Here is an 18,349-nt window from a genome sequence, read left to right as displayed (position 1 = left end):
ACTTAAGGGCACTATTTATATTTGGCCTTCCACGCTTTCATCTTCTCCGCCGGCCAGGCCACGCAGAACGCCGGCCGGCCTTTCATGACCATGTGCATGCAGGCGTCGCCGCAGTCCGGATTGCAGTGCAGAATGTCGGCTTCCCGGCCGTCGCGGACCTTCTGCGGCCAAAGCGGATCGGCCCAGAGCACGCGGGCCAGGCCGATCAGGTCGGTTTTCCCCTCGGCAATAGCCCGCTCTGCAAACGTGCCGCCGGCAAAGCGACCCGCCGAGACCACCGGTACGTCGACGGCCGAACGGACAGCGGCGGCCAGATCGAGCATGTAGCCTTCCTGCTTGGATTTTTCCACGATTTCCGGCAGGGAAAAAGATTCATACGTGCCGCCCATGACTGAAATGTAGGCGATGCCGGCGTGGTCCAGGCTTTTGGCGAACTGCGTCGACTCATCCACCTGCAGGCCGTCCGGCAGCCATTCGTCGGCCAGAAAGCGGTATCCCACCGGAAGGTCACCGATCGCTGATTTGACCCGTGCGAGTACCTCCAGGGCAAACCGCTGCCTGTTTTCCAGGCTGCCCCCGTATGCATCGGTTCGCCGGTTGGTCCGCGGGGAGAGAAACTGGGCCAGCAGGTAGCCGGTGCCGCCGTGCAGTTCCACCATGTCGAATCCGGCGGTTTGGGCCCTGGCCGCCGCGCTGGCGTACTTGTCGACGATCCTGTCGATTTGACGCTTTTCCAACGCCTCCGGCAGGCGGCCGAAGGTGTTCACCGCCGACGGCGCCACCGGTTGGTCGGTGGCGTGGGCAAAGCGACCGGCGTGGTTGATCTGCAGGCAGGCCAGTGAACCTTCCTGTTTGATGGCTTCAGCCAGCCTTTTCAAACCGGCCAGGTTGTCGTCGGTGTCGGCCCGCAGGGTCCGGTTCGAGCCGCTGCCGGCGGGGTGGTCCACCGTGGCATTTTCGACCACCACCATGGCCACGCCGCTTCGGGCCATGAGCCGGTAGTGTTCCAGCAGCATCTCGCTGACCGTGCCGCCCTGGCCGGCGTAACCCAGGTAGAGCGGCGCCATGGTGAGGCGGTTTTTCAGGGTCAGGCCCTGGATGGTGAGCGGTGAAAACAGACGGGGGTGCATGGCGCTCCTCCTTGGGTATCATGCGGATGGTATTGAACCCGTCGCACAACGGGTAGCATGCTCGGCAGTGGAAACGGTCCACCGCCTTGCCGTGCCAGGCCTACCGGGCTATTCCCCCCGGTATTCGAGCAACTCCTTGTAGCCCTCCGGATTATCTTTCACGCCGGCCTGGTACTCTTCGATCGCCTGCTGGTAGAGGGCCGGTTCCATGTCCGGAAAGCTCTTGCTGCTGTCCAGTTCGGTATAGGTACAGCCGGAGATTGCTTGTTGGGCCTCGGCAGCGGTCATTGGAAAAAAGCCGGAGGTTCTTGCCCGCCAGACGCCCATGGTGACACCCTGGCGCAGGAAATAGTGTTTCCCGGCTTGAAAATCGAGCTGGGCGACACCCGTGTTTTCCGTTGCCGCAACGACGTAATGCATGCCCGGCGGCACATGGGTGATGAAGTACGACTTGCCCATCGTCTCTCCGATGAATCGGCCATCCAGATAATTCCAGAACACGATACCGCCTCCCATGAACGTATCGCGGACAATCACCAATAGGGCGGAATCCGGTTTGGCGGCGAGTTCAGGCGGTTGTTCAGGTTTGAGCATCTGGGTGGTCGCACATCCGGTAAGCAGGGCGATACAGACGGTCATCAGCAGCACGCGTTTCATAAAACCTCCTCTTGTTTTGGGTTCGGCTTTCCGATCAGCTATCAGCTTTCCTTTTTCATTGCCACGATTGTCCTCACATCAGATTCCTCAGCAGCGGCCCCACCGCCGTCGGCCGGCCCACCAGTTGGGGAAGCCATCGTTTGAGCAGAGCGACCAGCGGCATGCAAAGCACCAGGCTGGCCAGCGTCATGGTGCAGCCGGTCCAGAACACGGTCGACGGCGACCCCGGCAGGTGGCCGACAACCCATCTGGCCATCGGCGGGTTGATGTAGTGGTAGAAGATGCCGTTGAGGCACATCAGAATCAGGGTGTTTTGCCCCATCCAGACCGTCGGCGCCCAGGCAGGCAGTGCCCTGGCGATGAACAGCACCATCAGGCAGCCGGCCACGGCCGTCAGGGGGAACCAGATGAAATGGCCGTGGGAAGAGAAGAGAATGACCACGGCATCCAGCGGCGGGAAACTGAAAAGACCGCTGTTCAGCCGGTAGGTGAAAAGAACGATGAGAAACGCGGCCACGGCCGCAGGCACCAGGACAGGCACAGAATGCACCTGCCTGAGAAACGCCCGGCGGCGCATGGTGACGCCCAGCAGGTAGAACGCATACATGACGATCGCTTCGTGGATGAACAGATAGTTCCAGCCGATGACCCGGCCCTTGATCGGGTTGACGATATCGACGTGCCAGTTGAGCAGGTATCCGACGACATAGAAGAGAACCATGCCGGCCACGATTTTCCTGTCGTCGGTCAACACCCGGAAGGCCCAATAGTGGACCATCTCCACCGAAAAGATGATCATCAGAAACCACGAGGGCACACAAAACATGGGGATGCCGAACACGGTGTTTGCCAGGCCGTCCATGTAGCCCTGCACGCTGGGCAGCTTGAGGTGGAAGAAATCCCCGGGAAACACGGCTGCGGCCAGCATGAACACCACGGTGAAGAAAACCAGCGGCAGCAGGCGCGACACCATCCGCTGTTTCAAAAACCGGCCGAATCCGAGCGACAGGTCGCTCTGCTTGGCCACGTAGCCGGCCAGCACGAAAAAAAGGACCATGTGGAAGGAGTAAATGAATTTGTACTGCGCCGCCGCTGTCGGGTTGTTCAGGTACATGACCCGTTCGATGAAATGCCCGTAAAAGACCAGTGCCATGGCCATCAGCCGGGCCGTATCGATAAAGCGGATGCGCTGTACGGTTGAATGGTTTCGAATGCTTCGGTTTGTGCCCATGACTTTTTTCAACACTCGGTTACAGAGAAAAGCCGCTCATTGACTGCATCCCCTGAGGTCAATCGGCCACCTGCCGGTCACGCGATCGCCTCTTGTCAGGTAATAGTGATCGAACAGATTGACCGTCGGGTCGCAGTGAGACGTCACCAGTTCCAGGACGTCGCCGAGCCGCGGCAGTGCTGAATCGTCAGAGCGGGTGATCCGGCCGTATTCGTCGCCGAACCAATCATACGTCCAGGCGCCATCGGCGGGCGCGATAACCTGTGGCGTGCCGCCATCCCGGTAAAGCGATTTCAGACCCGCGTCTACGGTCACAAAATGGTCGTGGTTGGCGCTGACGACCGTGGTGAGCAGTCGCAGGGCCGGGTCGAATGGTGCCGGCAGCGAACCGTTGCCGGCTGACTCGATTTCAAGATACTCCGTGTCCATGCACACATACGATCCCACCTGAAGCTCGGTGGTTTCGGGAACGGCCAGGTCGATGTCGAAGGTTCCCGTGCCGGAAGCGCTGAAGATGGCGCAGTCCGGCAGGCTGGCCTGCAGCTCGCGAAAAATATGAACCGCGTCCTGCAGGCACCGGCGGGACGCGTGCTTTCTTTCTTCATACCTGCGAATGTGCTGGACCTGGCCGGCGTAGGCCTGAATGCCCCGCAGGCGAAGGCGCGGACAGGCAACGATCTGCCCGGCCAGCGCGAGCGCGTCGGACGGCCTCGCTCCGGTCCGGTGCAGGCCGACATCCACATCGAGGAGCACGTCCATGGACAATCTTCTTGCACCCAACCCCGCGTCGAGCAGGGCGATATTGCCGGGGTGATCGATGACGACCATCGTCGAGGGCGCCGCTGCGACCAGATCGACGAGCCGCTCCACTTTGGCCGTTGTCGCCACCGGCCCCGTGATCAGGATGTCGTCAAAGCCGGCCCCGACCAACGCCTCGGCTTCGGAGACCTTGGCGACACAGACGCCGATCGCCCCGGCATCGATTTGAAGCCGGGCCAGGGCCGAGCACTTGTGCGTCTTGACATGGGGGCGCAGGTCCTTGCCGGCATCCCGGGCGGCGGCCTGCATCTTCGCAAGGTTGCGCTCGAGGATATCCAGATCCAGCACCAGACAAGGCGTTTCGAGGTCACGCGGGTATGTTTTCTTGACGGTCAACTGATGCAATAATCTCCCGACGCGATAAATACGGTTATTGGGGGTGCGCAGCGCGCGGTTCGCGAGGCTTTTTAGCATGAAGCGGTTGGCCGGTTCCCTCCGGCCCACCATACGCTTCGATAAGAATACGGTTCTTCCCGCTGTTTTTTACGCGGTACATCAGCGTGTCGGCCACCCTCACGGCTTCGTCCAGGCTTGACGGCGCGTTAAGGAAAACGGCAACGCCAATGCTCAGGCCGATCGGCCAGCCCTGCTCTCCCGCTTTTTCCAAAATGGATTCTCGGATGTTTTCGAACACGGTGGTGGCTCCGGAAATAGTGGTTTCCGGCAGGAGCACGACGAATTCATCCCCGCCCAAGCGACCCACCAGGTCGGCCTTGCGAACCGAGTCCAATAATACGGAAGCGACCACCTGGAGCACCCGATCCCCCTCGGCATGCCCAAAGGTGTCGTTCACGCTTTTGAAATTGTCCAGATCGATGTATCCGATGGCCGTCGGCCGCTCGAAACGGTCAGCGATGCGCAAAATGGCTTGGGCGGACTCGGAGAAGGCGAGTCCGTTCATGACCCCCGTGAGACCGTCGAGCCGTGCCATGCTCCTTTCCTTTTCCAGTTGGGCTTTGACGGTCGTCAGCAGCCACGCGGTGACGATAAAAAACAGGAAGCGGACAGCGGCGTTCCAGACCGGAATGAAGGGTTGGCTGTAGTGGCTGCCCGCCGTGATATCGACGATGAGCCAGACGAATGCGCTGACGATGCTGAGCAGGGCGCCGTGATACAGCCCCGCATACCAGGCGGCGAATGCAATGGGTAGGAGGTAGAAAATGGAAAAGGACAATTCGTATCCGGTGGTGTGATCCGCTGCGGCAAGCACGAGAATAAGAAACAGGCATGTCGGTGTAACCTGCAACGACGATCGTGCTTTGAGAAATGCATCAATGCGGGATATCATGACGGGCCTCTCACCCTTTTCCCGGCCAACGCCGCCGTATCTCCGTGAAAAGTGATGCCGGTCGCCTTTGGTGCCGGACTGCACGGCGGTCATTCGAGTTTCGCGCCGCGCTCCGCCAGGAGTTCGCGCAGTACGGACCGGTGACAGCGGTGCTCGTTTTCGCAGTAACAGCCAATGGACAGGTTGGTGTGATCGGACAGCGCGGCGAGCAGATCGAGGATCCTGCTCTTTTCGGGGGTGGCCATCTCGGCGCGGTATTTTTTAACAAATGCCGCCCACGCTTTCTCGGATTCGGCAGCCTGTCCGATTTTCATGAGTTCAGCGGTCGGTGCAACGTTGGGGAGCCACACGTCATACCAGTTTTGCGAAGCGTACTCTTTTTTGGGCACGCCCCGCGGCGGGCGCCTCACCGTCCCGATGCGCAGGCCCTCTTCCCGGGAGCGCTCGGTTCCCAGACGCACGATTCGGATGGTCATAGCATTTTTCCTCCCGGCTCTTAAATACACGGATAACCCTGTTCAACGCAAGAATTCACTTAGCGGCCGCTGACAACCGTTAAGCGAAGCGCCTGGTTGAACAACTATCCTTCGTAGGCGAGCAGTACGATTTCCGCCGCCTCTTTGCGCAAGGGGATGAGCGACTGATAGGCCGGTGACGCATACCAGCCATCGATCGCTTTCGTGTCGGGAAAGCGGATGACGACCGTGTCGGCGTGCCGGTGTTCACCCGACAGGACCGCAGCCAGCTTCCCCCTGAAGACCAGTTCCGCACCCCACGGTGCAAGGGTCGCCGGGACCTGATTGCGGTATTCGTTCCACTTTTCAGCGTCTTTTACGGTAATGTGTCCAATTACGTATGCATAGCTCATTTTTTTTCCTATGATATGGATCCACCCTCATGGCATTTCCACCGTTCGGTTCGTCTATGGTCGCCCGGCTGCGCTCCGGAACTGGCGCGGGGCGCCAACCTGTCCCACCCACCCGACGCCTCGCCGCACAGGCAAAAGTCCCCCCCTGGCCGCAGGTTCCGCTGGCGCCGATGATTACCACCTTGACAGGTTTGGCAACATTCGTACTCATGGCCATCGTATTCTCCGGTACGACCCGTTGGGTTCCTGTGCCGGCCTATCGATCGTCCATAGCGATGACGATTTTTCCTTTGTGGCGTCCTTCACCGAAATAGCGCAACGCCTCGGGCACTTCACGCAACCCATAGGTCCTGACGACGATGGAAACGAGCTTACCGGCTTCGATAAGCGTCTTCAGATCGGCCAGACCTTTGTTTGGCCCCTCGGCCACCAGACTGAATTGCCTGGTTTGGCGGGTGAGCGAGCCCCAGTAGCCCAGTAAGAGGAGCTGGAGGACGCGCGCAATGGAGCCGCCGACCATGGCGTAGGTTCCCCCAGGCCTCAGCGCGCGTTTATAATCAAACATGGAGCGATATCCCTGGCAGTCAACAATCAGATCGTACTGTTCACCGGTTGCCGTGAAATCTTTTTGCCGGTAGTCGATAACCCGGTCCGCGCCAACCGAGCGCACGACATCCAATTTGTGCGAGGCGTCCACGCCGGTTACTTCTGCCCCGGAGAGCTTGGCGATCTGAACGGCAAAGGTACCCACGCCGCCGCCAGCCCCGTTGATCAACACCCTCTGGCCCGGCAGCAATTCTATCGCTTTGCGAACGCCCTGCAGGGCCAGTACGCCTGCCTGGGGCACGGCGGCGGCTTGCGCGAACGTCGAATTGGCAGGTTTAGCTTCCAGGGCCGTTTCGCATGCACAGGCATATTCCGCAAAGCCATTCCAATTGTCCCACAGGTCACCGAACACCGCATCTCCCGGTTGGAATCGCGTCACCCCCCGGCCGACGGCCGCCACCGTCCCGGCGATGTCCGCCCCCAATATCTGCTTGCCCGGCTTTGGCTTCAGGATGCCGAACATGAGGCGGTTGATGAACGGCTTTCCGGTCAAAAACTCCCAGTCCCACGAATTGACCGACGACGCGTGAACACGCACCAGTATTTCATCGTCCTTCGGCACGGGCGTTGGGACCGCTTTGAGTTCAAGGCGGTCCGGTGATCCATAGTGGCTGAAAACCATCGCTTTCATGGACGTCCTTCGTGGGCACCAGCCATAACTGCGGTCGGTCCCCGCCGGGCTGGGGTGGGTCGGATCAGGGTCGTGCCCGTGCCTCTGAACGACCCGGTGCGTTGTCAGGCATGCTGTTAAACCGCTATAGATGAACGTTCAAATTCAACTGCCGATCATTTTTAAGCGCCGCCAGGTTCTCTTTCAGCCGGGTCCAGTAACGATCTTGTTTTGAGAATACGGCGGTCTCAATCGGTTCGGTCAAATCGGGGAAGTGACGGCTCAGGATCTTTTTTACGGTTGCCCACTGTTGACCCCAACGATCATCGATGGCAAGGCCGTAGACCCAAATGACCTCGGCATGCGGTGCCAGCCGATCGATCAACTCAACCGCATCGGTGAGGTAAGGGATCACCGGGCAGACCAGGGCCCCGGTCCTGACACCGGCCTGCTTCAGGCGACGGAGCGCTTCGATCCTTTTTTCGGTGTCCATGGTCGCGGCCTCGAACAGCCGGCGTGTCGAATTGTCGTTGAAGGCCACTGAAACACTGACGGCGGCGTTTTTCATTTTTTTGAGGACATCGATGTCGCGAACAACCAGATCGGACTTGGTGAGAATGCTTGCAGAGAATCCCTTTTTCAGGAACAGCTCCAGGGCGTTTCGGGTTTGCCGGTATTCGGCCTCACAGGGTTGGTACGGATCGGTATGGTACCCCATATAGATGGTCTGGGGAGCGATCTTGTCAATTTCTTCGCTCAGCTGGTCGACGATATGGTTATGGATCTGGATTTCCTTTGACCAATCCGTTTCGGCGGTAGCCAGGGCATAGCAGTAGTGGCAGTAATGTTCACAGCCCACGTAGGGATCGACCTGATAATCGATGTCCTTCAAGCCGCACGGCAGGATGATTTTCCTGTGGGTGCATACCGACACGTTCATAATTATTTATCGCTTTTGGTTTACGATTCCTTGTCAGCCAGGGGGCTTTCCCAATCTTTCGCAAATCCCCACTGCTAACGCATAAATAATATCGGATGCCAAATGGTCGGCAATGGTTCTATCATACAGTATCTTCGATTCAGCCGGAAAATCCTCGTCACCTATCCAGTACAATACAGCCACGGGGATCCGGGGTGTTATCCGGAAGCGAAAGGCAGCGTCCGCCATGGTGAGCGGTATGCCATGCAGTTGCTCACATCTGGCTTTGAATGCTTCGATATTATTGTCAAATCGGAGCGATATCAATTTTGTCGGGATTTCATGAGGGCCACGGAAAAATGTGGTGCCACCCGGAATGTCTTTCTCTGATATCCACTCGCTGGACAGTTCTGTTTCTTTTGATTGAAGAAGATAATGGATCATAAATAAATAAAAGTAATCATGGATGCCGTGGGTGTTTTTAGCCATGCAACTGATTTTTGATTGAGTCGGAAATATCCGGTATTCGTCTCCCCACACAGATAGTCGATAATACCCATTACTATCGTCATACCCACATATGGCCCGCCTGCAAACATCCTTCGGATCTTGTTGGGAGAGCGCTTGAAAATGAATGTTGTCAATTAAATCGGTCATCATCTCTCCATGGGGCCACTGCCACCAGGCTGATGGTTGAACACTGGGGCGCGGCTTTTTGAACCGCGATAGCGGGCGCATTGCCCGTCGCTTGCCGCGCGGAATCTTCAATACTTACATCCAACATGATCCTCAACGTTCGCCCGGTTTTCCCGGGCTTGCCCTAATGCACCTACCCCAAAGGCTTTTTCATGAAGTATTTGGTGTGTTCGCCGGAGAAGTGTTCCAATTCTCCGAAAATCCGGTAGCCCTGTTTTTCATAAAACCGCGGGCTCTGGAAGCTGTAGGTGTACAGGTACGCACCGCGGCAATTTCTTTCAGACGCTTCCTTTTCCGCCAAAAAGAGCAACCGTTTGCCGATTCCTTTTCCCCGGTAATCTTCACCGACCCAGAGGCTTGCGATATAAAGCCACCCGCCCCCGATTTGTCCGTGGATGCCGGCGATTATCGAATCAGGGCTGTCAACTCCCTTGATAATGAAGTGTTCATACGAATAACCCTGGACTGTCGAGCAGTTGAAATCGAGCAGTTGCCGCTCCAGGAAAGCGATTTCTTTCTCACCGGGCTGGTTGTCGAATACGATTTCCATGTTTTCCATGTGTACGCCGCGTTTGAACCTGACGGCCGGGTGCCAGCGCATCGTCAATCCGATGCCGTTGACGTCAAGCCCGCGGTGGTCTGAAAACGGTCCTTTCTGGGCTGACATTCATGTAACGGCCGTCGATGTCTATCCCTGCCCGGTGAGGTCAGGCAAGGCCCCTTGCCGATAAAAGCAGCAACCCAGCTCCCGACGCCATGTTTAAATATATAATGAAATCAGATATCAGCGAGTTGAAGCGGTCTGACGTCCGGAAGACGAGCCGGTGTACGATAAACGGAATGATCCCGCCAAGGCCAAATACGATACCGAAAACCATTCCAACCGCAGAGTTCTTTTCCACTTCGAGCAAACCGTAGAAAAGTAGGAGCAGCAGCGGAACGTGAAGAAGTAAAAATCCGGTAATCCTGCCCGGAAGGTGAAGTATCTCCCACTCCTTTTCGTAAGCGGATTCAAGTTCGTGCAGGACCAGCAGGATGGCATTCAGGATATACAGCAGCGTGACCGTTTTCACTTGACCCTCCTCATTCCGCTTTCCGTGATTCGCCTGGCGTGCTCGCGCTTCCCATGCTTTACAGCCATTTATACATGACCAGTGCATCAACGTAGCCCAGAACCGGGTGGTTGAATGCGTTGGGCAGACGGCCCACGGTTTCAAAGCCCAGTTTGCTCCACAACCGGACAGCGCCCGCGTTGCTGGAGGCAACAAAATTAAACTGCATGGCTTTGTACCCCAGCGCCCGGGCGACTTCCTGGGAATGCTCACACATGGCCGTGGCGAGCCCTCTGCCCCGGGCTGTCGAAGCAACCATGTAGCCGCAATTGCAGACGTGGCTGCCCGGGCCGGCCTGGTTGGTCTTGAGGAAGTAGGTGCCTAAGATGTTTCCCTCTTCCTCGAAAACGTATGTTTTTCTCGGTGCTTCGAACCAGATTTGAAACGCCTGTTCTTTGGTTGTGTCCACGGCATACGCATACGTCTCACCCGCCGTAACGATTTCACGGAAGATCGGCCAGATGGAATCGAAATCCTCTTTTTCTGCTTCCCTGATTGTCATGGTGACCCATTTATCCGGCTATTTTTTGCTCTTGAAATAGTCCAGGGCCTTGAGAACGAAGCGCGCATAAGCACCGGCCTGTCCTCCGCCCATTTCGATCGCCACATCGATGGTTTCATAAATCTGCTCATCCGTGGCACCCGCCTGAAGCGCCTGGTCAAGATGCCATTCCATGCACGGTTCGCATTTGGTGACGATGGAAATGGAAAGGGCCATCAGCTCTTTGGTCTTTTTACTCAGCGCCCCGTCACCGAATGCCTTCTCTTCCAGCTCAAGAAACGGCTTGTATGTTTTGACATGCTTGAGAAACGAGATGTGCAGGCGTTTGCGGTCCTCGATGCTCTGCTCGATTTTTTTAACGCTCAGATCTGACACCGCCTCCTCCTTAAGCTTGCGTATTACAGCACCGCCGATCAACCACCGTGCTTTTTTGCTTCGGCTGCCAGAGCACGGTCAGATGATAACGGTTCAACGATAAAACCGTTCCGGCCTGCTGCTGATTCGATGTTCACCGATTGAGTGCCTGACGCAGAAATGCCACGGCCCGTTCGCGGCTGTCGTTTGCCGCTTCGGCATCCCACTGAAGGGTGGCGGTCTGGTCGCGGGCATAAGGTGCGTATCCGGTCCACGATTCACGGCGATCGAATCCATGATGGACACCCGGATACATGATCAGCGAGACGACACCCGGCTGCGCCTCGTTCAACCCGTCGCAAAAGGGCTTGCACGCCTCTCCATCGCCCCAGGAATCGTTTTCCCCGCTGAGGATCAGGATCGGGGCCCCGGTTGGTCCGGAGTCATCATAATATCGGTCCAGCCAGCTGCACACCGGATAGAACCCCACGTGGGCGGCAAATCCGGGCTGGTCCGGTCCCAGCCAGCGGTCGACCACCTTTCGTGAAGCGACGGCCACGCTCAGGTGGCCCCCCAGGGAAAAGCCCATGATGGCGATCCGCCGGGGATCGACGCGCGGGTCGGCGCGCAGCGCCGTTAATGCGCCAAAGGCCCACGGCTGGAACGTGGCCATGGGCGGGCGGTTGGAACCGGAGGTAAACACGCCGGTTTTGAAATCGACTTCGAATGTCCCCAACCCCGCATCGAGCAGCGCCGGCCGATGGAAGTCGTACCGGCTGTCGACCCCGGCGGTCCCGTGCACCAGGACAACCACGGGCACCGGGTTTTCAGCCTCTTCCGGCAAGGTCAAGATGCCTTTGAAATGCCGGGGGGAGGGTTCGAGCCCCTCGAATCGCAGTGTTTCGTGTTTGGCCAGAGGGGCACACCCCAAAAGGGCCGCCCAGGCGAGTATCGACAGCGCAATACGAACCGATGCCTTCATGGAAAGACTCCTCTGCTTCATCCATCGCCTAACATGGCGTCCAGGGGGCATGCGTGTCGCCTTCCGGTGGATGCGGCGGCAGGACCGCATCCGCGGCCGGGTGCTGTCCGGCGGCCGGATCCGCCAGGTTCATGACCCGAGCAGGCATTTTTCAGGATCCTGCCTGGCCTCATAGTAGCGGGCTTCGACCAGGTTCCCTTCAGGGTCATTGAAATAGATCGATGTTCCGGTTCCGCGGGCTCCCCAACGGGCCACCGGTCCTTCGACGATGCCGGTTCCGTTTGTCTGGAGCCGTTCGACGAGTTCCTCCCACTTGGGCCTGTCCAGGGCAATGCAGAAATGGTTCAGAACCGTCCGGCCTCGTTCAGCACCGGCTCCCTTTTGCCACAACCGCTTCGGGAAAAGATCGATCACCGTCATCGTATTCAGCCGAACCGACGGAAAGGGCACCTTGCCGGCGCGGTACGCATCCAGTCGCTCGGTCGGCATCATCAGCACATTCGAATAAAAGGCAATCATCTTCTCGTCGTCTTCCACGTTCAAGACAATGTGATCCATAATACATTCCATCTTCGATCCTTTCCCAAACCATTGCTGGTTGCCGCTGGCGGCCGCGCAGGTTTTATCCTGCTTGTGCCGTGCTGCCGTTACCCTGTCGCCCCTCGCAATCCCCCAAGCGAACATTAAGGTATCCCGAGGCCATCATGCATAAAACACGGGATCCCGCCATTGGTGTCGCTCCTTGGGTATCCTGAAAAGCCTTTTGGGATGATCGTGCCCCGCGACGCCTTTGCCTTTTTATGGCACCGATGGCTGACAGGCTGTTGAAAAATTGTTGCGCTCGCGCATGTCGTTTTTCAACACCCTGCTAATGAACCCTGCTCAATTTTACGATAAAGTGCAACCAACGCATGGGTGCGATAGATCGATCCCGCCGTCGTCACTTGACCCCTTACCACGAAAAACCGGCATTCGATTTTTCCGCTATCCGGTGAAAACGGTACATATCGAACAGTCCGGCTTCAATCGGTTTGTCGTGGAGAAATTTACGGTAATGCCAGTCGGACTCCTCCCAGAAGCCGGCGCTGTTTCTCTGGATGCCGTATCGTTTGGCGAAGTGGTAATAGTCGAGCTCGTTTTTAATCTTCAGATAGGCGTCAATGCGATCGTCGATCTGATCGATGGGAATGCGGCTGAAGGCGTTGGGATAACTGCCCACATACCCTTTGACGACTGTGAGCGTGTCATTTTCGACAATGCGCCGCCGACCCTCATTGAACAGCATCGAGTTATTGCTCAAGGCCTTGTTGCGCAGGATCGTATACGCCAGATCCTCGGTATCGTCGTCGGTGACCACATGCACAAACGTGACGTCGGGCAAGGCCTGGACCTGGAGGCCGCGGATACCGGCGATACGCCGCATGGCCTCGTCTGCCCGCTGCTCGTCCGGGCCGGCATTGGCGTCGATGCAACCGCCGTCGGGGCAGCGGTTGATGGAGTCATCCGGATTGGTGGCCGTCCCGGCGTGCGCGATCAATTTTTGGAAAAACTCCGCTTTGGGATCTTCGGTTTGATAGACGACCCTCGTGGTGCGCTCAAGCCCCCGGAACTGATCGTCCAGGTAGTTCTCAGCGCCCTTGCGGGCGTCCGTGTACCACTCCGCCCAGAGTTCCCGGCGGTTTTCAATGGGCAGGAAGCTCAGAAAATTATTCTCGCCCTCCATGCGCAGAAAATCCATGTACAGGCGTGTTTCGAGCTGATGCCCGACATTGCCGTACACATTGAATCCGGCCACCAGCAGATAGTGGACCCGTTCGAACAGCGGATAATCGAGCACCCAGCCGGTTTTGGGGATTTTGCCGACAAACCCTTTGACCACGCTGGCACTGTCAAAATGCCTGAAAACCGTCAGCAGGGCATTGTCGTTGACACCGTCGCCGTTCCAGATGTGATCGATGTCATTGCCCTTGTTGTCGGGATTCAATTCCATCAGATAGGTTTCCTTGGCAATCAGGTATTGCTTCTGCAACGCGGCATAGTGGCGCCATGTGCTCAGCAGTCGCAGGGTGCTTTCCCTCTCCGACGGGATGCTCAGCAGCTCGCCGACCTGGCTGAGAAAACTCGAATCGTTGCTGATCGTATCCCTTTCCGGATCGAAGAAGGCCACAAAAAAATGATCGTTGATCACGTTGAGCGCCACTTGGCCGCGGCATACGGGCCCTTTGATAAAGCCTTCGACAAAGAAGCGCGCATCATCCAGCATGAACCGATAGCGTGACAGGGCCGGCAGCGCCTCGAAGGTTTTGAACGGGTTGGCCGTGATGGCCGGATCGTAGGACGGCAGGAAGGTGACCGTATAGTCGTCCCCCAGGAAGAGTTCCCGGTAGCGGTCCATCTTCTCGCGGGTCATGTGATAGACCGTGTGGTCCTTAACGGCGATCGTCGCTTCGATCCTGCGAAACCGGTAGTGGAACGCCTCCACCCCGGGATCGTCGTATGGACGGACCGTGTTGATCTCCACCACGGGTTCACCTGGTGGCGTCTTGGAGCGGACCAGGCGGTAGAATTCGCGCGCGGGCAGCGATTCAAAATGGATGCGGCCGATGAACAGGTGCTCGTAGAGATATCGGGACATCAGCTGTTCTTTCAGGGAGCTCCCGTTTAAAAAGGCTTCCCACTGTCCGATGACCCGGGCGGACTGATTAGAGGGCGGTGGGTTGGGCGTGATGCGGGCCCCCTGCCGCAGCCAGTCCACAATGGTCTCCCGTTCCCTGTCGGTAAGGCCGGGAAGCGCATAAGGCATCCCCCAGAGCGGATATTTCTTTTTAAAATCGTCGAAGTCTTCCGCAGTGGTGCAAATATAGTCGCGGTCCAGGCGAATATCAAAGGTCTCCGGCAGCAGATCGGTCTGGGGCAGTGGATTATTCTTTTTGAGCTGGAGCATCAGATAAAGCAGAGAGTTGTCCAGATTGGCGACCGGAGTCTGGTTCCTTTCATTCAACACCGGATGAAAATTCAATTCCCGCCACCCTTGAGCAGAATCGGCGTCGATGTGCAGCCGGGTGGGCGGGTCTGCCGTCAACCTGGCCGAATTGTAGACGAGGGCCTTGGTCCCCCCCCGATCGAGGCCTTCGAAACAGGTCGTTTTCAGCTGGCAGGGAGCATCGTAGCAGCTGTGGCAGACGCTGCAGCGCCGCTCCAATATCGGCTGGACATCCTCATAAAAGGACACTTCTCCGGCGGCGTGGGCCTTCACCAGCCGGTCTACGCCAACCTTCGAAGGGCCATACTGTTGATTGAACTTCCAAGCATTGAACGCACTGCACCCGCTAAGAATCACCATCACCAGGACAATTGACCATTTTTTTTGCATCTATCGGCTCCAGCTGTTGATATTAATTGCCGGTCAGCGCGATCTCGCGTATCGCTCCGGCCGGGAGATCGACAAACTCGGGCACATTGGCGGCGTAGCGGCTGTCGCTGAAACGGGACAGGCACACCGGGGGAGTGTCCATCCCGTCTTCGTCGATATGGGTCAGGAAGATTTCCGTAAACGCCGAATTGACTTTGGAGGAGAACAACAGCCACTTCCCATTGGGAGAGAAGCTATGCCAGGAATTGAAGCGCTCGCGGTTGCAGCGCATCCGGCGGGGCCGGCCGCCGGCCGCCGGGATAATATAAAGCTCGCTGTCCGGCTGGAGCATGATGCCGGATTTGCTGCGGGTAAAGACGACCCACCGGCCGTCGGGCGAGTACCTGGCAAAATAGTTGCTCATCCCGTTATGGCTGGCCCCGTTCAAAGGCTCCGGAGTCCCGCCCCCGCCGTTGTTGAACGGGATCTGGTAGAGATCGAACTGGATCGGGTACCTGCGGTTCAGGGTGTGGATGTCGGCGTCTTCGATCCGGGTGCGGATGTCGGTGATGTCGTCGTGATACTCGTTTCTGGTCCTGGCGCGCGCAAACAAAACCACCTTTTCATCCCAGCTCCAGCTGGGGTCGGTTTGTATGAACTCACGATCGTCGGCCCCCGGCAAACGACGAAACCGCTGCCGGACAACATCGTACCAGGCCAGCACGCCGTAGGTGGGAAAAAAGAGCTGGCAAAAAGCCGGATCATTGGTCAAGGCGAAATAGGATATCTCATGCACCGTGCCGATCATGTAGTTCCCGCTGGGCGACAGTTTGGCAAAGACACCCCTGGTTGGTGGCAGCAGGTCGGGTTTCGGAAAATCACTCCAGCTCATGAAGTCTTTTTTGGCAAGGTCGATGGTCTTTCCCACCGGCGCAATGAATTGGGCACCGCTGTCCCCCTCGATATTCATCTCCATGCTGATCAGCCGGCCATCCCTGGAAAATTGATGGCAACTGGCGCAGGTCGGCAGGTTCTGCATGACCACAGCCGGCTTGCCGTAGGAGGCAATGTCTCCAAGGCGCCATTTCACCTGCCTCAGGGCGCGCGGGCTGATTTCGAAGGGCAGCGGGACCTGGCGGTAAAAGATGGATGCGTCCACCCGATCCGTTGACGTGGAAATACGGATATGTCCGCCGGATGTCAGGGCCTTCGCCGGCGCCAAACGCACCCCGAAAACCGAAACGTCGACACGTTCGGCCACAGACATGGCCTTGATCGTCTCCCAGGTCGTTTTGCCCGGTGTCCACTGCGGCCTGTCGGTAAGCGCATAAACCGGGCTTTGCCTGTCGGCGAAACGGAACACCACAAGCCAGTGGGTGGAAGCGGTGCTGCGGTCCGCCCATCGGAATGTGGGAGCGGCGATCTCGGGAGGAAAAACCGCCCCATCATAGGGATAGGTGATGGTCAGGTCCGTGCCCGATAGCACCGGTTTCAGTTCCGCCTCTGCCACCAACTGCTGCCACACCGTCCGGTCGTTTGGTGGCAGCACGCCCGGTTCTTTCCGACCTTGGTTAACATTGAAGGCGCAATGGCATAAGGCGGCAGCCATCAGCATTAAAATGAAAATGAAACGGTTACCCTTTCTCATCGTCCATCCTGAAGGCATCCTCCTGCCAGCTTTGCCGATCGCATTCCGGCCGGTGTTTTAATGATCTATTCAAAGCGCAGACTCTGGAAAATCGGTTCGATCGTGCGCGTACTTTTCCATGGATGTGCTGCATCATCTCGGCAAGCATGCGGGGCTGCATGCCCTGCTGCTCAGGAGTGGAAACGGTCCAGGTGTTTGCAGGGAATACCTCAGTCGAGGCGGTTGCGTGGGAATTAAAAAAAGTAAATGGCGTAAAAACGCCAAGGAGAAGGCATGACAGATCGATTCTTTTCAGGAGTGATTTCATCATGACCGTATAGGTGTATCTTTTTAAATCTATTCGCTTTTTTGTGGGACGAACGGAAATGCGAACCCGCCGGCCCAAAGCACATCCCAAAAGACCATCACAGGTATTCCGGTCGGGGGAAGTGCCTTGATACGAGGGGTTGGCCGTTTTACCGATTACTCGAAGCCAGCCCAATCCCTGCCCCGATGAACGTGCCGCCGATTATCCTGTTGATATATTTGCCAACGGCAGCCGTTGAGAACAGTGTCAATATCTTCTGGCCACCGACGGCGTACAGCATGAAACAGCCAAAGGCGATGATCCCCCCGGTTCCCATCAGCACAGCGAATTGGGGGATATATGCGGCGTCAGGGTCGATGAACTGAGGAAACACCGCCGTAAAAAATACGATCGCCTTGGGATTTCCTGCCGTCACAAGGGCCGCCTGCAGGTACATTTTGCGAAGAGGTGCCTTTGATTGCAAATGGGGGCCCGATTCCTTGGAAACAATGATATCGGGTGAGCGCCAGACGCTGATCCCCACATAGATGATGTACGCGGCTCCGGCCCACTTGATGATGGTGAACAACCCTTCAGACGCTATTAGAACTGCTCCCAGGCCCGCAATGGAGATGGCGGCCTGGACAAAGGTTACTGAAACATTGCCCAGCGCCGATGCAATTGTCCGCTTCGCCCCGTATTTCATGCCATGCGTCAATGCCAGCAACATGCTCGGTCCCGGTACAATGGAAGCCACAAAAACGGTCAGTGAATAAACCAGAAAGAAATCGACAGACATTTACACTCCCATTTTCTTGACACATCGTTGTCGCCAACCAGCCGGCCACAGGCTTTTGGCATCAGCAAGATCTTCCAGCTAAAACGGGCGCGTCGCCCCGGCCGGGTTGCTCGGTGGGTCAGGCATTCCAGCGTGTCATTGTTGTGGATCTCTTATCATGTATCGATTCGTGACACCGAATATTTCGGACTCGGAAACAACCTTGAAACCGAATTTCTCGTAAAAGCGTACATTCTTTTCCAGATCGGTTTCCAGGTATGCTTTTGACCGGCAGGCATCCACTTCCTTGCAGAAACATTCCATAAGCCTGGAGCCAATGCCTTTTCCCTGATGGGTTGGCAGCACGCCAATCGGCCCAAGGTGCCAGTGTTGTTCAACCGGATCATGCACGGCCCATTCCCTGAACCAGACCGATTTTCTCCAATCCAGATCGTTTTCATCTTCACATCCGGCTGGATCGTCAACTGTTTTGCCCAAGCATGAATTCATC

General features: G+C 57.2%; 21 protein-coding genes. All 21 read right to left on the bottom strand.

Annotation, left to right across the window (positions count from 1 at the left end; translation table 11 throughout):
* Positions 1–11: 11 nt before the first annotated feature.
* The 21 genes from ACZCED_RS16430 to ACZCED_RS16330 all read right to left on the bottom strand — a co-directional run bounded on the left by ACZCED_RS16430 (position 12) and on the right by ACZCED_RS16330 (position 18,249).
* Positions 12–1,130 (bottom strand): oxidoreductase, encoded by a 1,119-nt coding sequence (locus ACZCED_RS16430; RefSeq protein ID WP_464861215.1) that lies wholly within the window; start codon positions 1,128–1,130, stop codon positions 12–14.
* A 108-nt stretch (positions 1,131–1,238) separates the two neighbouring features.
* On the bottom strand, positions 1,239–1,787 hold the full coding sequence (locus tag ACZCED_RS16425; protein ID WP_462968177.1) for a DUF2846 domain-containing protein: 549 nt from the start codon (positions 1,785–1,787) through the stop codon (positions 1,239–1,241).
* Positions 1,788–1,860: 73 nt separating this feature from the next.
* Entirely contained in the window at positions 1,861–3,018 is a 1,158-nt protein-coding gene (locus tag ACZCED_RS16420) for an acyltransferase family protein (protein ID WP_464861214.1), read from the bottom strand.
* A 36-nt stretch (positions 3,019–3,054) separates the two neighbouring features.
* The gene (locus ACZCED_RS16415; protein WP_462968175.1) at positions 3,055–4,173 is read right to left on the bottom strand and encodes a DSD1 family PLP-dependent enzyme; all 1,119 of its coding nucleotides are present in this window, start codon (positions 4,171–4,173) and stop codon (positions 3,055–3,057) included.
* Positions 4,174–4,207: 34 nt separating this feature from the next.
* Positions 4,208–5,125, bottom strand: coding sequence for a GGDEF domain-containing protein (locus ACZCED_RS16410; protein WP_464861213.1), 918 nt, complete (start codon positions 5,123–5,125; stop codon positions 4,208–4,210).
* A gap of 89 nt (positions 5,126–5,214) precedes the next feature.
* Positions 5,215–5,601: a DUF488 domain-containing protein gene (locus ACZCED_RS16405; protein ID WP_462968173.1), complete on the bottom strand. Its 387-nt coding sequence runs from the start codon at positions 5,599–5,601 to the stop codon at positions 5,215–5,217.
* 104 nt (positions 5,602–5,705) lie between these two features.
* On the bottom strand, positions 5,706–5,993 hold the full coding sequence (locus ACZCED_RS16400; protein WP_462968172.1) for a DUF1330 domain-containing protein: 288 nt from the start codon (positions 5,991–5,993) through the stop codon (positions 5,706–5,708).
* Between the two features lie 256 nt (positions 5,994–6,249).
* On the bottom strand, positions 6,250–7,230 hold the full coding sequence (locus tag ACZCED_RS16395) for an NAD(P)-dependent alcohol dehydrogenase (RefSeq protein ID WP_464861212.1): 981 nt from the start codon (positions 7,228–7,230) through the stop codon (positions 6,250–6,252).
* A gap of 124 nt (positions 7,231–7,354) precedes the next feature.
* Positions 7,355–8,149, bottom strand: a complete 795-nt coding sequence (locus tag ACZCED_RS16390) for an SPL family radical SAM protein (RefSeq protein ID WP_464861211.1) — start codon at positions 8,147–8,149, stop codon at positions 7,355–7,357.
* A gap of 33 nt (positions 8,150–8,182) precedes the next feature.
* On the bottom strand, positions 8,183–8,896 hold the full coding sequence (locus tag ACZCED_RS16385; protein ID WP_464861210.1) for a DUF3786 domain-containing protein: 714 nt from the start codon (positions 8,894–8,896) through the stop codon (positions 8,183–8,185).
* Positions 8,897–8,957: 61 nt separating this feature from the next.
* On the bottom strand, positions 8,958–9,491 hold the full coding sequence (locus ACZCED_RS16380; protein WP_462968168.1) for a GNAT family N-acetyltransferase: 534 nt from the start codon (positions 9,489–9,491) through the stop codon (positions 8,958–8,960).
* A 40-nt stretch (positions 9,492–9,531) separates the two neighbouring features.
* Positions 9,532–9,897: a DUF6713 family protein gene (locus ACZCED_RS16375; RefSeq protein ID WP_462968167.1), complete on the bottom strand. Its 366-nt coding sequence runs from the start codon at positions 9,895–9,897 to the stop codon at positions 9,532–9,534.
* Positions 9,898–9,955: 58 nt separating this feature from the next.
* The gene (locus ACZCED_RS16370; RefSeq protein ID WP_462968166.1) at positions 9,956–10,438 is read right to left on the bottom strand and encodes an N-acetyltransferase family protein; all 483 of its coding nucleotides are present in this window, start codon (positions 10,436–10,438) and stop codon (positions 9,956–9,958) included.
* An 18-nt stretch (positions 10,439–10,456) separates the two neighbouring features.
* Positions 10,457–10,813 (bottom strand): carboxymuconolactone decarboxylase family protein, encoded by a 357-nt coding sequence (locus ACZCED_RS16365; protein ID WP_462968165.1) that lies wholly within the window; start codon positions 10,811–10,813, stop codon positions 10,457–10,459.
* Positions 10,814–10,946: 133 nt separating this feature from the next.
* Complete coding sequence (locus tag ACZCED_RS16360) at positions 10,947–11,774, bottom strand: dienelactone hydrolase family protein (protein ID WP_464861209.1); 828 nt, start codon at positions 11,772–11,774, stop codon at positions 10,947–10,949.
* A gap of 129 nt (positions 11,775–11,903) precedes the next feature.
* The gene (locus ACZCED_RS16355) at positions 11,904–12,332 is read right to left on the bottom strand and encodes a VOC family protein (protein WP_464861208.1); all 429 of its coding nucleotides are present in this window, start codon (positions 12,330–12,332) and stop codon (positions 11,904–11,906) included.
* A 394-nt stretch (positions 12,333–12,726) separates the two neighbouring features.
* On the bottom strand, positions 12,727–15,147 hold the full coding sequence (locus tag ACZCED_RS16350) for a fatty acid cis/trans isomerase (RefSeq protein WP_464861207.1): 2,421 nt from the start codon (positions 15,145–15,147) through the stop codon (positions 12,727–12,729).
* Between the two features lie 22 nt (positions 15,148–15,169).
* Positions 15,170–16,675, bottom strand: coding sequence for a TolB family protein (locus ACZCED_RS16345; protein ID WP_464861206.1), 1,506 nt, complete (start codon positions 16,673–16,675; stop codon positions 15,170–15,172).
* Positions 16,676–16,760: 85 nt separating this feature from the next.
* Positions 16,761–17,084, bottom strand: a complete 324-nt coding sequence (locus ACZCED_RS16340; protein WP_464861205.1) for a hypothetical protein — start codon at positions 17,082–17,084, stop codon at positions 16,761–16,763.
* A 145-nt stretch (positions 17,085–17,229) separates the two neighbouring features.
* The gene (locus tag ACZCED_RS16335) at positions 17,230–17,859 is read right to left on the bottom strand and encodes a LysE family translocator (protein WP_464861204.1); all 630 of its coding nucleotides are present in this window, start codon (positions 17,857–17,859) and stop codon (positions 17,230–17,232) included.
* Positions 17,860–17,994: 135 nt separating this feature from the next.
* Positions 17,995–18,249 (bottom strand): GNAT family N-acetyltransferase, encoded by a 255-nt coding sequence (locus tag ACZCED_RS16330; RefSeq protein WP_464861203.1) that lies wholly within the window; start codon positions 18,247–18,249, stop codon positions 17,995–17,997.
* Positions 18,250–18,349 lie beyond the last annotated feature (100 nt).

This window comes from Desulfosarcina sp., assembly GCF_055467485.1.
Note: the sequence above shows the minus strand (reverse complement) of the source record. Positions and strands in the feature narration are given on the sequence as shown.

Coding starts and splice junctions, on each gene's coding strand:
- ACZCED_RS16430 (WP_464861215.1), bottom strand. CDS start 1,130: ATGCACCCCCGTCTGTTTTCACCGCTCACCATCCAGGGCCTGACCCTG.
- ACZCED_RS16425 (WP_462968177.1), bottom strand. CDS start 1,787: ATGAAACGCGTGCTGCTGATGACCGTCTGTATCGCCCTGCTTACCGGA.
- ACZCED_RS16420 (WP_464861214.1), bottom strand. CDS start 3,018: ATGGGCACAAACCGAAGCATTCGAAACCATTCAACCGTACAGCGCATC.
- ACZCED_RS16410 (WP_464861213.1), bottom strand. CDS start 5,125: ATGATATCCCGCATTGATGCATTTCTCAAAGCACGATCGTCGTTGCAG.
- ACZCED_RS16405 (WP_462968173.1), bottom strand. CDS start 5,601: ATGACCATCCGAATCGTGCGTCTGGGAACCGAGCGCTCCCGGGAAGAG.
- ACZCED_RS16400 (WP_462968172.1), bottom strand. CDS start 5,993: ATGAGCTATGCATACGTAATTGGACACATTACCGTAAAAGACGCTGAA.
- ACZCED_RS16395 (WP_464861212.1), bottom strand. CDS start 7,230: ATGAAAGCGATGGTTTTCAGCCACTATGGATCACCGGACCGCCTTGAA.
- ACZCED_RS16390 (WP_464861211.1), bottom strand. CDS start 8,149: ATGAACGTGTCGGTATGCACCCACAGGAAAATCATCCTGCCGTGCGGC.
- ACZCED_RS16380 (WP_462968168.1), bottom strand. CDS start 9,491: ATGTCAGCCCAGAAAGGACCGTTTTCAGACCACCGCGGGCTTGACGTC.
- ACZCED_RS16370 (WP_462968166.1), bottom strand. CDS start 10,438: ATGACAATCAGGGAAGCAGAAAAAGAGGATTTCGATTCCATCTGGCCG.
- ACZCED_RS16360 (WP_464861209.1), bottom strand. CDS start 11,774: ATGAAGGCATCGGTTCGTATTGCGCTGTCGATACTCGCCTGGGCGGCC.
- ACZCED_RS16355 (WP_464861208.1), bottom strand. CDS start 12,332: ATGGATCACATTGTCTTGAACGTGGAAGACGACGAGAAGATGATTGCC.
- ACZCED_RS16350 (WP_464861207.1), bottom strand. CDS start 15,147: ATGCAAAAAAAATGGTCAATTGTCCTGGTGATGGTGATTCTTAGCGGG.
- ACZCED_RS16340 (WP_464861205.1), bottom strand. CDS start 17,084: ATGATGAAATCACTCCTGAAAAGAATCGATCTGTCATGCCTTCTCCTT.
- ACZCED_RS16335 (WP_464861204.1), bottom strand. CDS start 17,859: ATGTCTGTCGATTTCTTTCTGGTTTATTCACTGACCGTTTTTGTGGCT.